This is a genomic window from Saccharopolyspora elongata (assembly GCF_004348985.1).
Lineage (GTDB): Bacteria > Actinomycetota > Actinomycetes > Mycobacteriales > Pseudonocardiaceae > Saccharopolyspora > Saccharopolyspora elongata.
In genome coordinates, this window is sequence record NZ_SMKW01000051.1 from 51008 (window position 1) to 65693 (window position 14686).

Here is a 14686-nt window from a genome sequence, read left to right on the forward strand (position 1 = left end):
TTCCTGCCATGGTGACAGGAAAGTTCCCATGCTTTCGTTGGTCAGGCCCGAACCGGGGCTTCTTCGGGCAGCTCGTCCACAGCGAGTCGCTCCGGCGGTGTGGTCGCGGGGCGGGCGAGCGTCACCGCGACGTTGACCAGGACGTTCGCGGCGAGCCCGAGCAGACCAGCGTTGATGCCGAGCAACGTGTCGTTTCCGGTGATGACGAGCAATGCGACGACGACCACCCCGGCAGCGAGCCCGGAGGCGGCCGCCGCGGTCGACATGCGCTTCCAAAGCAAGCTGATGAGTACCACCGGCAGGAGTTGCGCGAGTCCCTGATACGAGAGGACCGACAATTGCACCAGGGTGCTCGGTGAAATGAACGTGAACAGCAGTGCCACCAACCCGACGACGAACGTGACCAGCTGAGACAGCTGCTTCTGGTGCGGCGCTGTCCGAGGATGCACGCCCAGGACTGACCGTCCCCACATCGTGCCGATCACGAGCATGAAGACGGCCATCGGAACGATCGACGACAACGCTCCGGCGACCCCGACGAGCCCGACGAGCCAAGCCGGCATCGAGTCGACGACGAGCTTGAACATCGCCAGATTGGAATCGTCGAGCCCGGGGACGACGAACACAGCGGCCAAGCCCAGGAGGATCGGAACGAACAGCAACACCTGATAGAAGGGCATGATGAGCGCGTTGCGGCGTAGTACGCCCGGATTCTTGGCGCCCAAGTAACCGGCCACAGTGGTCGGAAAGATCGTGTAGACGACACCGTTGAGCAGCCCCGTTGTGGCGAACCACAGCATGCCCAAGGACTCCTTGCCATGGCCCGGCAGCACGAGCCATTCAGGGCGTTCCGAAACGAGCCGATCAAGCATCGGGCCGAGGCCACCGAAGTAGTGCACCGGCACGTAGATGAACACGACCAGCAGCGTGATGATCACCAGGCTGTCCTTGAGGATGGACACCCAGGCGCTACCGCGAAGACCGGAGAAGATGATGAACGCCTCGGTCACCACGAACGCGATGATGTATCCAGCTCCCAGGCCGATCGTGCCGTAGCTGATCGTCGAAACGACGACACCCATTCCGGTGATCTGGAGCTGGATGTACGGCAGCAGGAACACCGTGGTGAGGATCGCCACCGCGGCCCCGAACCACGGCGAGTTGAAACGGTACGCGGTGATGTCGGTGATGTTGTGGAGATTGTTGCGATGGGCGTAGTTCCACAGGATCGGCCCGACGACGTATCCGACGGCGAAGCCGATCGCGAGATAAGCCAGCAGGTAGAACACCGGCATCCCGTAGTTGTAGGACCAGCCGGCGGCACCGAGGTAGCTGAAGCTCGTGTACGTTTCGCCCGCCATGAGCACGAAGATCAGTACGACACCGAGGCTTCGACCACCAATGGACCACTCGGCGAGGTTCGTGCGATCGCGGCCACGCAGCGAAAGCAGGCCCAGGGCGACCGCGGCGAGCATGAACAAGGCGAAGATGCCCACCGACACCGCAGCATTGGTGCTCATTCGTCATCACCTCGCGTACGCTGCCGGTCGCTTCGCCACAGCGGATCCTTGCGGGCTGCAAGCCAGATGCACGCCGGTGTCAGCAAAGTCGCAATCAGCGTCCAGAACATGAAGAACGGCAGCCCCAGAACAACCGGCTCGATCCGGTTGTAAAGCGGAAGCGCTAGCAAGTAGAGCACGACGGGACCCAACAGCCACCACAGTGATTTTCGTTTCTTGAGCACATATCCCTCCGGCCGTTGAATCCAACTCAGCGAAGGAACCTTCGAGGCGTGGGTGACAGGAAGGTTCCCATGCTCTCTCCAATCAGGACATGGCGCTGCGCCCGGCTATGGCGTCGCGGTCGTTGTTAGTCGTAGCCGAGGCTGTCGCTTCGAGAGTCATGACGGATCCCCCCCGTCGCGCCAGACCGCCTGGCCACCGACCCACGTTTCGTGGATGTGGATATCTGGCAAGTGCTTCGGATCCACTTCAAGGGGATCGTCGGACAGCACGACGAAGTCCGCCAGGTCGCCGACCTCGAGTCGTCCCTTGAACGCGGCCTCACCAGCGGCGTGAGCCGAACCGGTGGTGTAGATCGCGAGAGCTTCCCGCGCGCTGATCCGCTGCGACGCTCCGAGGACTCGCCCAGCAGTTCGCCCGGCCGTGGAGAGCCGTGTGACGCAGCTGGCAAGTCCGAGCAAGGGCTCGAAGGGCCCGCATGGGAAGTCGCTCGAGCCAGCCACAGCGACACCCGCATCCAACATGCTGCGGTGCGCGAACATCCGCTCCAACCGGTCCGCGCCGTAGTAGTCGAGGAGCTTGTCGCCGTGGAAAGCCACATAGCTGCCGAACGGAACCGCGATGGCATCCAGGGCTTTCATCCGCGCCAGAATCTCCGCATCCACCATGCTGCAGTGTTCGATCCGGTGCGCGGTCTTGATTGTCGGGTGTGCCGCGCGTGCCTGTTCGAGGGCATTGAGAACGAGCTTGATCGAGCGGTCGCCGTTGGCGTGGATCGCAAGCCGCGAACCTGCTGCGTGCACGCGGAACGCCAGTTCGTTGAGCTCATCGGTATCCAGCGTTTGGATACCGTGATCATCGGTGCCTTCGAAAGGCTCCTCGACCAGGCAGGTGCCACCGGCGACAGCACCGTCCGCGAACGCCTTGACGCCACCGATCCGGAGCCAGTTGTCGCCGAAACCAGTGCGCAGCCCGGCAGCGTGGAACGTGTCGACATGCCGGTAGGTGAGCAGCGCGTTGACCCTCGTCGTGAGTTCACCGCGCTGATGAGCCTCCTGCAGCAGCGACAGCTCGGTCGGGCCGACCATCGCGTCGCCGACGCTCGTGATTCCCGCGGCGTTCAGCGCTCGGAGAGTGCCTTTCAACTGTGCCAACGCCGCTTCGAGGTCCTGATCGGGCAGTACCGGGCGCCCTCGTGACAGCGACGGATACGCCAGGTCGAACAACGCCTGTTCGTGCACCACCCCGGTGAGGTGACCTGCAGCGTCCTTGGTGAGCTCGCCGCCGGACGGGGGGACGCTGTCGTCGGACAGCCCCGCTGCAGCGAGGCCAGCCGAGTTCAGCACACCCCAGTGCGCGCCGATGTTGATCAAAAGGACAGGGTGGGTATCGGTGACCTCGTCGAGATCAGACCGAGTCAGGGGCGTGCCGCCGGTGGACCGTCCGTGGTCGTAACGCGTCCCGAGCAGCCACTGTCCGGGAGGTGTGTCGCGAGCGCGGGTCCTGAGCATTTCAAGAAGATCTGCCCGAGAACTGGATGCGGACACATCGACGCCCCGCTGGTTCGCGGCAGTCATGGTCGGATGCTGGTGGGCGTCGTTGAAGCCAGGAACGATCGTTGCGTCCCTGAAGTCGACGACGTCGGCTCCGGGCATGCGGCGGCGCAGGTCACCGAGGTCGCCGACATCGACGACCCACTCGCCCTGGATCGCCAGAGCAGGCCGAGCCGTGTTCACATACGGCTCATCGGCCATGGTGACGATCCGGCGGGCAGTGACCAGAACCGGTGGTTGTCCAGCGCTCGCCACAGCACCTCCCACGACAGCGGTGGATGCCTGGCATGCTGCCTCGGAAACCCGTCGAGCACCAGCCCCAAGGCCAACACCGTGGATCTTTCAGGCTGCCTCCCGCTCGTGATGACCCGCCGGCGGTGCAGCACGCGACGGAAACCCCGGGAACGGCGTGGTCGTGCCCCTGAATGCGCGGAGAATCGCCCGCGGCACCGCTGTTCCTCGCCTGCTGCCGAGCTCCATCTCGACGATCAGGTCTTCCAGCCTGCAGCGGTTCCTGCGCTGCATCGCCTCGACCAGGAGGTCTTCGGTCACGGTCCAGGTCTGCCAAGTGCGGGCACCATCCATGACGGCACGCACCGGTGGTGCGACCGGAATGCCATCGACGAGAACAGGTTCCGGTAGACGGGTGGTGCGCTCGAAGTTCGTTCCGGGATAACTCTGGATCTTCCGGCTGTGCGGGATCAGGACGTGAATGTCCGCATCTTCCGGAGGAGTTTCCAAGCCGAGGAGGCGAGCAGCCTGGAGGCCGGTGATCATAGCGCCGGGCCCGGCACGCAACAGTGCTGCGTTGATGCGATCTTTGACCGTCGGCGGCCCAGGTACGACGAGCAGAACACCGGGAGCGAGCCGCATCCAAGGGCCGCCGGGACGGGCCCGGCGATAGGACGTCGACTGCGAGATTCCGAGCTTCTCCAGTTCGACGACGCGAAATACCCGCCGACCGGTGGACGGCATGACTGAGTTCGTGGTGATCGTTGTACGCATGCGGAGCACTATCCCGGGCGCCGAGGCCAGGGCATTTGATTTTGTCCACCTTCGGCCCCGTGTCGGGCTGGACCATTCCATCGCATGCTTCCACGCCCCGAGCATGGGAGCTTTCCTGTCATCCGGTGAAAGGAAGGTTCCCATGCTTCCCGTTCCGCGGCTCGGCCGCTGGGGGGATTCCGACGAAGTCAACAGCTCGCGCCAAGGTAGTTCTCAGCTTCGCGCGGCACGGTTGACGGCATGACAGCAGCTGGTTCCGGCGGATCGCCGGAGTACGGAGATGGCACGCAACACACGCCGGGGCCGGAAACCGCTCCCACTGCATCATTCGGCCCTGCGCCCGGACCGCTGCCGGGCGCAGCGAGCACCTACCCGGCCAATCCTCGAACAGGTGAGCCACGACGTTGGAAGGGCGTGGTCGCGGCCGCGCTGGTCGCTGGAGTGGTCGGAGGAGGTGTGGGGGTCGGAGGCGGGATGCTCATTGCCGACGGTGGAGGCACCAACTCCGCGATCGCGCAGCACGATCCTGTCACCGGCACCCAGATCAACGCACAGGCCGGCACCGTGCAGTTCGCGGCGGGTAAGGCGTCATCGAGCACAGTGGACATCGCAGTTCGCGGAGCCCGAAGCGGTTCGGAAGGGACCGGCGTGGTGCTCACCCCGGACGGCTATGTGCTGACCAACAACCACGTGATCGGCTCAGGCGGCGAGATCACGGTCACCCTGCCCGATGGGTCAACGCGGACCGCGAGCGTCGTGGGCACTTCGCCCTCCTACGACCTGGCGGTGATCAAACTCAACGGCGCCAGCGGGCTCACACCTGCGGAGCTCGGCAAATCTTCGACGCTGGCGGTCGGGCAGTCCGTCGTCGCCATCGGCTCCCCGCTGGGACTGGAAGGAACGGTGACCTCAGGCATCGTCAGCGCCCTGAACCGAACTGTCGATGTGCAGGGGGAGAACGGTCGGCCCGTCATCTACAACGGTATTCAGACCGATGCTTCGATCAACTCCGGTAACTCGGGCGGCCCGCTGGTGAACCTGGACGGCCAGGTGATCGGCATCAACACCAGCATCGTGTCCAACAGCAAGGCGTCCGGAAACATCGGATTGGGATTCGCGATCCCGATCGACACGGCAAGTCGCGTCGCGAACGAGCTCATCGGCGGTGGGGTGGCGACGAAGCCTCAACTCGGTGTCACCGGTACAAACGGCCAGTCGGGCGCGGCGACCATCAGTTCCGTCGTTCCCGGTTCTGCCGCGGACAAGGCAGGGCTCAAAGCAGGGGAGACGATCGTCAAGGTCGGCAACCGGGCTGTCAGCAGTTTCTCGGACCTGGTAGCCCAGATCAGCTCCAACGCACCCGGCTCGAAGATCAACCTCACGGTGGCGGACTCCGCCGGTGGCAACCAGCGGCAAGTCGAGGTGACCTTGGGCAGCGAACCGGACAAGGCCGCCGAAACAGTCGACGATTCGTTGTTCCAGCAGCAGAACCCCAACCCCTACACCTCGCCGAACGGTGGGCTGCAGGGCGACAGGTAGGCGTGCAGAAGGGGACTTTCGTGCCTGAGGTGACAGGAAGGTTCCCATGCTGCAACAGCTAAGCGGTCCGGCGAATCCACCACTGCATGGCGTACTCGACCAGCCTGATCAGCGCCTGCTTGGTGGATTCGCGATTTCGCGCGTCGCAGGTCACGATCGGGACGTCGGGCGGAATCGCGATGGCCTCGCGCACCTCCTCGACCCGGTGGAGCAGGGTCCCGTCGAAGCAGTTGAGCCCCACGATGTAGGGCAGCCGCCGGTCTTCGAAGAAGTCGATGGCCGAGAAGCAGTCCGCGAGGCGCCGGGTGTCGACGAGCACCACGGCGCCGATCGCGCCCCGGACCAGGTCGTCCCACATGAACCAGAAGCGCTGTTGGCCGGGCGTGCCGAACAGGTAGAGGATCAGATCCGAATCCAGCGACAGCCGACCGAAGTCCATGGCGACCGTCGTGGTGTTCTTGTTCGGGGTCGCGTGCAGGTCGTCGATGCCCTTGCTGGCCTCGGTCATCACGGCTTCGGTGGTCAGCGGCACGATTTCCGACACCGAACCCACGAATGTCGTTTTGCCGACTCCGAAGCCACCCGCGACGACGATTTTCGCCGAGGTCGCGGTCGTGGACCGACCGGTGTGCACAGGTCGGGGTCGCGTTTCAGGAGTCATGTCTGCCCACCTCAGTTATCGCGTCAAGCTGGCGTCTTGCGGTTCGCGCGCTCCTCCACGAGACCCGCGCTGCGGGGTTCAGAGCCGGCGAAGCCCACTCAGAACCCTCTCCATCAGCAACAAGTGCGACGTGCTGCCGTTTTCGTTCACTGTCTGGTGCACGCTTAGGAGTCCCATTTCGGCCATGTCGCCGAGCAGGACCTTCGCCACGCCGAGCGGGACGTCGAGCAAGGCAGCGACCTCGGCCACCGAACGCGGGTGCCGGCACAGTTCGGCGATGGAATGGTGTTCGAGCCGCTGCAGCCGCGCAGGGTGGCAGGACTCGCTGGTGGACACCAGGGTCTCCAGTTCCAGGCGGTGATTCGATCGCGTGCGCCCGCCGGTCCAGGCATACGGCCGAATGTAGGTCGCTGCTGTTTCGGGCTCCTGGCTGGCTTCCTCGGGTGCCGACATGGCCGGCGCTTCAGCCGGTTCGGCCGACGGCCAAGGCGGATCCGCCGCAGGTTGTGGAGGGACTTGCGGCTCCGGTTCGTCGCGCGCACGCTTGCGGCGTCGCCCGCGGCGGCCACTGTCGAGGGTGAACCGGTTGAAGACCTCGGCCATGGCGTCAGCTTCGGGCGACTCTCGGTCGTCCCATCGGTGCCGCCCGGACGCGTCCGGACCTGTGCTCATGCCGTCCTCACACCGACTGGCCGGTCATCACACGATTCGTTCCCTGCAACTGGGAGCGCAGTTCCGGGGTCAGGATCTGGCCGACTCGTTCCACCAGCAAAGCCATCTCGTAGGCGATCAGCCCCATGTCGCAATGCGGCGCGGCCAGGACCGTCAGGCACGAGCCGTCGCTGATCGCCATCTGCAGCATGAGGCCGCGTTCCATTTCGACCACGGTCTCGTTCACGGTCCCGGCTTCGAAGCAGCGCGCCGCGCCCTGGGTGAGGCTGAGCAGCCCCGATGCGACCGCTGCGAGTTGGTCGGCCCGGTCGGTGGGCAGTTTCGCGGACGCGGTCAGCAGCAGCCCGTCGGCTGAGACGACCACGGCGTGCGCCACGCCCGGAACTCGTTCGGTGAAATCCGTGACCAGCCAGCCGAACTGGTTCGGCTGGGAATTGTGGGCGTTCATCGGCCCTCCTGTCCTCTGCACTGATTCGGGTTGTCACGGGCGCTAGTCGGCCGAGGGCGAGTCGCGGAGGCTGTGCTTGCCTTCGCGGACGCCGCGCTGGAAGCTGGCCAGCCGTCCACGCATCACGTCCGCATCGCGGCGCGGCTTGACGTCCGGCTCGGTGGCCGTTCCCGGGACCAGTTGGGCTCTCGGGGTTCGCCGGGGCAGCCCGGCAGTCGTGTAGTCGGCGGTTTCCTGGTCGAGCAGCGGCTCGGGGTCCTGGACACTGTTGGTGCCGTTGTTGGCGTGCGGATTCGGGTCAGGCTGCGGGGATGCTCCCGTCGGCGCGGCGCCGTTGCGTGAGGTGAGCTGCTGGCGGTGGCGGCCGCGCCGAACACCGGCTTGGAAGCTCGCCAGCCGGCCGCGAGCGGCGTGCGGGTCGCGGGGCGGGCGGGCGCGCCCACCCGACTCCGTGTCGGCGCTGCCGGCCAGAAGGTTCGCCTGCGGAACTCGAAGCGGAAGACCTGCAGCGGTGTAGTCGGAAGGTTCTGCCGCCGCAACTTCCTCGGCCCGCTGCCGGGCTTGGTCATTCGCGAAGGTCCACGAGCTCTGGCCACCATGGCCGTTGGTCCGGGCGGGCTGAGAGGAAGGGAACTTTCCTGTCGCCGGTGACAGGAAAGTTCCCTTGCTGTCACCCTCCGCCGAGGCGGCGGGCCATTGGATGGCGGGGCGGGTGGCGTCGTGTGGGGTCGCCCGGAACCACGCGGACGCGAGATCGTCGAAGATCGGCGTCGGGGCCTTCGCGCCGTTGTGGTGCTCGGTGGCCTGTACGGGCTCCCGGGTGATCTCTTCGGTGTTGAAGGCGTCCTCGGGCGGCCCCTGCGGCGCGCCGTTGCTCGGGGAGCGGAACAGGTGGAAGCCGTTGCGCACCAGTTGGCGCTGGCCGACCGCGTCCTGTTCGGCCGCTTCCCAGTCGAACTCCTCCACGAGCGTGTCGGCGGTGCGGGCGTTGGGCACGATGCCGTTGGTCCGCTGGACCGGTGCCGAGGGCACGGAGTCCACCAGCAGTTCTGGCCCGAGGCCGACCGCGACGCACACCCCGGTCGATTCCGGGCCGGGGCGCAGCTCCACCCGGATGCCGTGGCGGGCGGCGAGCCGACCGACCACGAACAGGCCCATGCGCCGGGACGTCGACGCCTTGATCTCCTCGTTGCCGACGAGGCGCTGGTTCACGGCCGCGAGCTCGTCCTGCGACATGCCGATGCCGCGGTCGACGATGTCGATGCCCAGCGACCCGTCGCCGCGCCGCTGCCCGGAGACTACGACCTGCGTTTCCGGCGCCGAGAAGTTCGCCGCGTTGTCGAGGAGTTCGGCCAGCAGCCGCACCAGGTCGCTCGCGGCGTATCCGACGATTTTGACGTGCGGCAGCGGCTGGACGATCACTCGCGGGTAGTGCTCGATCTCCGACACCGCGGCCCGGATCAGATCCGCGGGCGAGGTCGGCTGCGTGAACCGCCGGGCGGGGTCCGCGCCCGAGAGCACCATGAGGTTCTCGTTGTTGCGGCGCATCCGGGTGGCCAGGTGGTCCAGTTGGAACAGGGTCGCCAGCTGGTCGGGGTCTTCCTCGTCGCGTTCGAGCTGCTCGAACAGCCGCAGCTGCCGCTCCAGCAGGCCCTGGCTGCGCCGCGACACGTTGATGAACGAGTCGCTGTAGCTGCGGCGGAGTTCGGCCTGCTCGGTGGCGAGGTTGACGGCCTGGGTGTGCACGTCGTCGAACGCCCGCGCCACATCGCCGATCTCGTCGGAGCTCTCCACCGGCACCTGCTCGACACGGGGGCGGATGGCGTGACCGGCGCGGATGTCGGCGACCGCCTGCGGCAGCTGGTAGTTAGCGGTGTCCAGCGCACTGCGGCGCAGGACGTCGAGCGACCCGAGCAGGTGCCGGGCGACCACGACGACGACCGCGCCGGCGACCAGCAGAGCCGACAGCAGGATCACCGACTCCAGACCCGCCATGTTGCTCGCGTTGTCCTGCAGTGAGAACGCGGTTTCGTGCAGCTGCTGGTCCAGGTGGTCTTGAAGCGCGTTGAGCTCGCCATGAGCCGTCCGGGACTGGTCCTTCCACACCGCTGCCGACACCAGCGCCGTGGAGAGCCGCGACTTCGAGTTGTCGCGCTCGGCCATCGCCAGCTGCACCGAGGTTTCCCGCGCCGGGACCTCGGGCTTCGCGTACAGCTGGTCGTAGCGCATCCGCTGCTGAGGGGTGGCGGCCGCGCGGAACTCCTTGACCGCGGAGGTGCGGCGGGATTCGCTGGCCGCGAGCCGGGCCAGGTTGTCGGTGCTGAAACCGCCGCGGGTCAGCCCGGTGAGCACCAGGGCCTGCTGGAGCTGCATTTCCTCGCTGATCTGCCCCAGCTCGTGTGCGGTGGTGGCCGTGGACACGAGTTGTGACGACGAGATCTGGCTGATCAGCGTGCGGTCGAGCGCCATCAGCACGCCGATGAGCTCGGTGTAGGTGTTGATCGTCACCCCGGGATCGGCGTGACCGCCCAGCACCTGCTGGCGGATCGGCGCGAGCCCGGTGAGGCGCCGGTCGGTTTCCTGCCGGGCGAACCGGACCGCGTCGCTGTCCGGGGTGGCCCGCAGCCGCTGGCGCATGTCGTCCAGCGCCCGGTCCGTGGCGGTGAAGCGCTCCTGCACTTCCGGCGCGGAAACCGGCCCGCGCACCAGGAACTCGGCGGCCTTGCTGCGTTCCTGCTGCAGGCCGCCGGTGGCCGCGCGAACCGCGCTGCCGGTCGCGACCAGCCGGTCCAGCTTGGCGTATTCGTCGGCCTGGTTGATCTGGCTGCGGATCTGCAGCACGCCGAGCACCAGGGCGAAGATCACCGGAACGAGCACGACAGCGGCGATCTTGGTGGGTAGTTTCCAGTTGCGCCACGTGGTGATCCGCTCGGCGACCTTCGGCGTGGTGCGGGACCACCTGGACGCCCGGGGCGCGTTCGCGGCCGGATTTTCGAGTCCGCTGCTCACGACGCAGTCCTTTCCCGCGCAGTCGAGGTGTTCACCGACGGCGCGTTCATGTGGTGGGCAGCCTGGGCCCGTCTGTGGTGTGCGCGGCAGGTTTTTTGCAGGGCTGGCGGCGCTGCGTGCCGCCGGTTTTCGCCGGTGGCCGGTGCTGTCGTCGATACCGGCGTCCGGAGCCTGCGATGTCGGGGGTGATCGCGGCCGCACCGGATTCGTCTTCGCCGGGTGTCGGTTTTGAGAACCCTACCGCAACGAAATGATCTTCCTCCGTTCTTGAATTCGGTTGGCTGACCTGCTGATTCGATGCCGATGGAGATCATTTTTGCTGGGACCATTGGTTGATCTTGGTAATCGCGAACACTGATCGTGTTCGGCTGGACGATCTTCAGAAGTGCTTTTGTCGCCCAATAGGTAGATGTTGGGGCTACAAATGACTTTTTCGTTGCAGAGCCTCGCCGAGATTCCGCCCAGTCGCCTGTCCTGCGCGTCGAGTGCCTTGTTGACCTGCTGAAATTTGCCTCGGCTCAGGGCTTTTCGGTTTGCGGAGGGTGGTTTCGGTGGCGCCCGCGCATGGGGTCGGCACAGCAAAACGACCACATACTGTGATCGGCGAATTCATCAATGTGTGTGCTGTGTCGCTGCGCGTGTCGGTGCTGCGGCGTTCGCTGGCTAGACTTCCGAACCGGTTGGCAGCGCGGGCAGCGCGGTTCACCGACGCCCTGGATCCGAGACCTCTCGATAAAGCCGGATCGAATGCGAGCCAGGGCGCTCGGCCACGGAGCACTGGGGAACTCCGAAGCATCGACCGAAACCACGTCGATGCAGCTCGACTGCTTGGAAGGACGCATGCCCAACGCAACCCAGCCACCGCCGCCGCGAACGCCCGGAGGCGAGCCCGCGACGCCGGCAACCTTCGGCCAGATCGACAAACCGGCACCCCGCGCCCACCGGCCGGCACCGGACTACACCGCCATCGCGCGGAGCCCCGAATTCCTCGATCTCCGAGCCAGGCTGCGCCGCTTCGTCTTCCCGATGACCGCGGTGTTCCTCCTCTGGTACCTCGGATACGTCGTCCTCGCCGCCTACCTGCCGGAGTTCATGAGCATCCGGCTCTTCGGCGAGGTCAACGTCGGCCTGGTCATGGGCATCGGCCAGTTCGCGACCACGATCCTGATCACCGCCCTCTACCTCAAGTACGCGGCGCGCCAGATCGATCCGCGCGTCGTGGCGCTGTACCGGGAAGCGACCGGGGAGGACCCGCGATGATCAACGCCAACCCGGTGCTCAACATGAGCATCTTCGGGGTGTTCGTGCTGCTCACCCTGTACATGGTCTACCGCGTGAGCAGCTCCGGCACGGCCACCGACTACTTCGCCGCAGGCGGCCGGTTCACCGGTGCGCAGAACGGCATCGCGCTCTCCGGGGACTTCCTGTCGGCGGCGTCGTTCCTCGGGATCGCCGGAGCGATCGCGGTGCACGGCTACGACGGGTTCCTCTACTCGATCGGCTTCCTCGTGGGCTGGCTGGTCAACCTGCTGCTGGTCGCCGAGCTCCTGCGCAACACCGGCCGCTTCACGATGGGCGACGTGCTGAGCTTCCGGATGCGGCAACGCCCGGTCCGCGCGGCCGCCGCAGTGTCCACATTGGTGATCTCCTTCGTCTACATGATCGCCCAGATGGCCGGCGCGGGCAGCCTGGTGGCACTGCTGCTCGACGTGCACAGCTCGGGCGGCCAGGCGTTGGTGATCGGCGGCGTGGGCCTGGTGATGATCGTCTACGTGCTGGTCGGCGGCATGAAGGGAACCACCTGGGTGCAGATCATCAAGGCGGCCATGCTCATGCTGTGCGCGGCCATGATGACTCTGTTCCTGATGGGCAAGTTCGGCTTCAGCCTGACCTCGCTGCTACAGCACGCGGCGGAGCAGAACCCGTTGGGGGACCGGATCTTCTCGCCCGGTGCGAAGTACGGCCAGAGCGAAGTGACCAAGCTGGACTTCGTGTCGCTATCCCTGGCCTTGGTGCTAGGCGTCGCCGGGCTGCCGCACGTGCTGATGCGGTTCTACACCGTGCCCAACGCTCTGCAGGCGCGGCGTTCCGTGGTCTGGGCGACCTGCACGATGGCGTTGTTCTACCTGTGCACGCTCGTGATCGGCTACGGAGCGGGGGCGGTCAACGGCACCGAAGCGATCCTCTCGGCTCCCGGCGGCGAGAACTCGGCCGCGCCGCTGCTGGCGTACCGCGTCGGAGGCACGGTGTTGCTGGGTGTCGTCGCAGCGGTCGCGTTCGCGACCATCCTCGCCGTTGTCGCCGGGCTGACGCTGACCGCATCTGCCTCCTTCGCCCACGACGTCTACGCCAACATCGTGAAGCGCGGCAAGGCAGACCCCGACTCGGAGGTGCGGGTCGCCCGCCTGACGGCGCTCGTGATCGGTGCCGCGTCGATCCTCGGCGGCATCCTCGTCAACGGGCAGAACATCGCGTTCCTGGTGGCGCTCGCGTTCGCGTTCGCGGCTTCGGCGAACCTGTCGACGTTGCTGTTCTCGCTGTTCTGGCGGCGGTTCAACACCCGCGGCACGCTGTGGGGGATCTACGGCGGGCTGATCTCGTGCACGGTTCTGGTCATCTTCTCGCCGGTGCTCTCGGGGTCGCCGGACTCGATCCTGCCGGGCGTGGACTTCGCGTGGTTCCCGCTGAGCAATCCCGGGATCGTGTCGATCCCGATCTCGTTCCTGTGCGGCTACATCGGCACGCTGCTCGGAGGAGGCCAGGTGAGCGAGAAGCGAACCGCAGAGATGGAAGTCCGAGCCCTCACCGGCATCGGCTCGTCCTGACGTGGAGCATGGGAACCTTCCTGCCACTTTTGACAGGAAGGTTCCCATGCTCGCGCCGGGGTGATCGCAAGGTCAGGCGAACCAGCCCATCACGCGATCCCAGAAGGACGCAGTCTGCTCAGGGGCATGGGTGCCGTGGTGGTGTGTAGTGGCCGAAGTCGTGGCCGCAGGTCGCTGCGCCTCAAGGGCGCTGGTCTGGGCGGTTCCCTGCTGGCCGAAGACCACGTCGGAGCAGGAGTAGAAGGCCTCAGGGCTGTCAGTGCGCTGCCAGATCGTGTAGAGCACGTGCTGACCTGTCTTGCCCTCGGGGATCTTCGCGGCGATCGAGTATCCGTCCGCGGTTTCCGGCGGGCTGTCGACGTCCGCGACCTTCACCAGATCGCCCCAAGCCAGCGGCTTCGATGAATCCCAGCCGTCCTTGGTGATGAAGACCTGGAACCCGCCCTGGTGCTTGGCAGTGGCCTTGAATTCGAAGTTGACGTCGCCGGTCTGCAGCTGAGTGGTCGGCCATGCCGTGACCGGGGCGTCGAAACCCGAGTACATCGGATTGTTGGCGCTGCAGAGCTTCCCATCCGGGATCAGTTCCTGGTGCCGGCCGTTGGCGTCGCCGATCCGATTGCTCATCCAGTCGTAGATCGGGGCGGAACCGTTCTCAGCAACGACTCCCTTGCATCCCTCGGAGTCGGGGCTGAGAAATAGTCAAGATCTGTGGGTCAAGATTGTTTAGGCGGCGGTGGGTGGGGCGTGGTCGTCGGGGCGTTCGACGAGTTTGCCGCCTTCGAAGCGTGCTCCCGCGCGTACGAGGGCGACGAGTTGGGGTGCGTTGACCGCGCGCCAGCGGGTCTGGGCTGACTCGATGAGTTTGAACGCCATCGCTAGTCCGGCCGCCCGTGAGCCGGGGCCTTTGGTGACTTTGCTGCGGTGCCGCACGGTCGCGAACGTGGATTCGATGGGGTTGGTGGTGCGCAGATGCACCCAGTACTGGGCGGGATAGTCGTAGAAGGCCAGCAGCTCGTCGACATCGTCGGTGATCTTGGCGACGGCCTTGGGAAACTTGGCCCCGTAGGCGGCCTCGAACGCTTTCACCGCGTCCAGGGCATGCCGACGGTCCTCGGCGTTGTAGATCTCGGCCAGTGCCTTCTTCGCACCCGGCTGCGCCGACTTCGGTAGCGCGGCGAGCACATTGCCGATCTTGTGGAACCAGCAGCGCTGCGCTCGGGTGTCGGGGAAGA

General features: G+C 66.1%; 12 protein-coding genes and 1 pseudogene. 3 read left to right on the top strand and 10 right to left on the bottom strand.

Annotated elements, in window-relative coordinates; translation table 11 throughout:
- Positions 1-41: 41 nt before the first annotated feature.
- The 4 genes from E1288_RS30530 to E1288_RS30545 all read right to left on the bottom strand — a co-directional run bounded on the left by E1288_RS30530 (position 42) and on the right by E1288_RS30545 (position 4300).
- Complete coding sequence (locus E1288_RS30530) at positions 42-1520, bottom strand: sodium:solute symporter family protein (RefSeq protein ID WP_132491253.1); 1479 nt, start codon at positions 1518-1520, stop codon at positions 42-44.
- Entirely contained in the window at positions 1517-1744 is a 228-nt protein-coding gene (locus E1288_RS30535; RefSeq protein WP_132491256.1) for a DUF3311 domain-containing protein, read from the bottom strand. Before E1288_RS30535 ends, E1288_RS30530 begins: the two co-directional genes overlap by 4 nt.
- A 156-nt stretch (positions 1745-1900) precedes the next feature.
- Complete coding sequence (locus E1288_RS30540; protein WP_235883907.1) at positions 1901-3550, bottom strand: amidohydrolase; 1650 nt, start codon at positions 3548-3550, stop codon at positions 1901-1903.
- An 87-nt stretch (positions 3551-3637) separates the two neighbouring features.
- Entirely contained in the window at positions 3638-4300 is a 663-nt protein-coding gene (locus tag E1288_RS30545) for a hypothetical protein (RefSeq protein ID WP_132491259.1), read from the bottom strand.
- A gap of 474 nt (positions 4301-4774) precedes the next feature.
- On the opposite strand from E1288_RS30545, the gene E1288_RS30550 reads away from it, so the two are divergent.
- Positions 4775-5839: a S1C family serine protease gene (locus tag E1288_RS30550; protein ID WP_207954646.1), complete on the top strand. Its 1065-nt coding sequence runs from the start codon at positions 4775-4777 to the stop codon at positions 5837-5839.
- Between the two features lie 58 nt (positions 5840-5897).
- On the opposite strand, the gene E1288_RS30555 is transcribed toward E1288_RS30550, so the two are convergent.
- The 4 genes from E1288_RS30555 to E1288_RS30570 all read right to left on the bottom strand — a co-directional run bounded on the left by E1288_RS30555 (position 5898) and on the right by E1288_RS30570 (position 10629).
- Complete coding sequence (locus E1288_RS30555; protein WP_132491265.1) at positions 5898-6500, bottom strand: GTP-binding protein; 603 nt, start codon at positions 6498-6500, stop codon at positions 5898-5900.
- A gap of 78 nt (positions 6501-6578) precedes the next feature.
- On the bottom strand, positions 6579-7103 hold the full coding sequence (locus E1288_RS30560; RefSeq protein WP_235883908.1) for a DUF742 domain-containing protein: 525 nt from the start codon (positions 7101-7103) through the stop codon (positions 6579-6581).
- A 76-nt stretch (positions 7104-7179) separates the two neighbouring features.
- Positions 7180-7620, bottom strand: a complete 441-nt coding sequence (locus E1288_RS30565) for a roadblock/LC7 domain-containing protein (protein ID WP_093270958.1) — start codon at positions 7618-7620, stop codon at positions 7180-7182.
- Between the two features lie 42 nt (positions 7621-7662).
- Complete coding sequence (locus E1288_RS30570) at positions 7663-10629, bottom strand: sensor histidine kinase (protein WP_132491270.1); 2967 nt, start codon at positions 10627-10629, stop codon at positions 7663-7665.
- 840 nt (positions 10630-11469) lie between these two features.
- Here E1288_RS30570 and E1288_RS30575 point away from each other — a divergent pair.
- Together E1288_RS30575 and E1288_RS30580 are read left to right on the top strand one after the other, a co-directional pair.
- Positions 11470-11889 carry a DUF485 domain-containing protein gene (locus E1288_RS30575; protein WP_132491273.1) on the top strand — a complete coding sequence of 140 codons (420 nt, stop codon included), beginning with the start codon at positions 11470-11472 and terminating at the stop codon, positions 11887-11889.
- Positions 11886-13454, top strand: a complete 1569-nt coding sequence (locus E1288_RS30580; RefSeq protein WP_132491277.1) for a solute symporter family protein — start codon at positions 11886-11888, stop codon at positions 13452-13454. Before E1288_RS30575 ends, E1288_RS30580 begins: the two co-directional genes overlap by 4 nt.
- A 72-nt stretch (positions 13455-13526) precedes the next feature.
- Here E1288_RS30580 and E1288_RS30585 read toward each other — a convergent pair.
- Positions 13527-14129 (bottom strand): annotated as a pseudogene (locus E1288_RS30585) (lytic polysaccharide monooxygenase); the annotation flags it as partial.
- 48 nt (positions 14130-14177) lie between these two features.
- Positions 14178-14686: transposase (locus tag E1288_RS30590; protein WP_207954647.1), on the bottom strand; the 509-nt coding region annotated here is incomplete at its 5' end.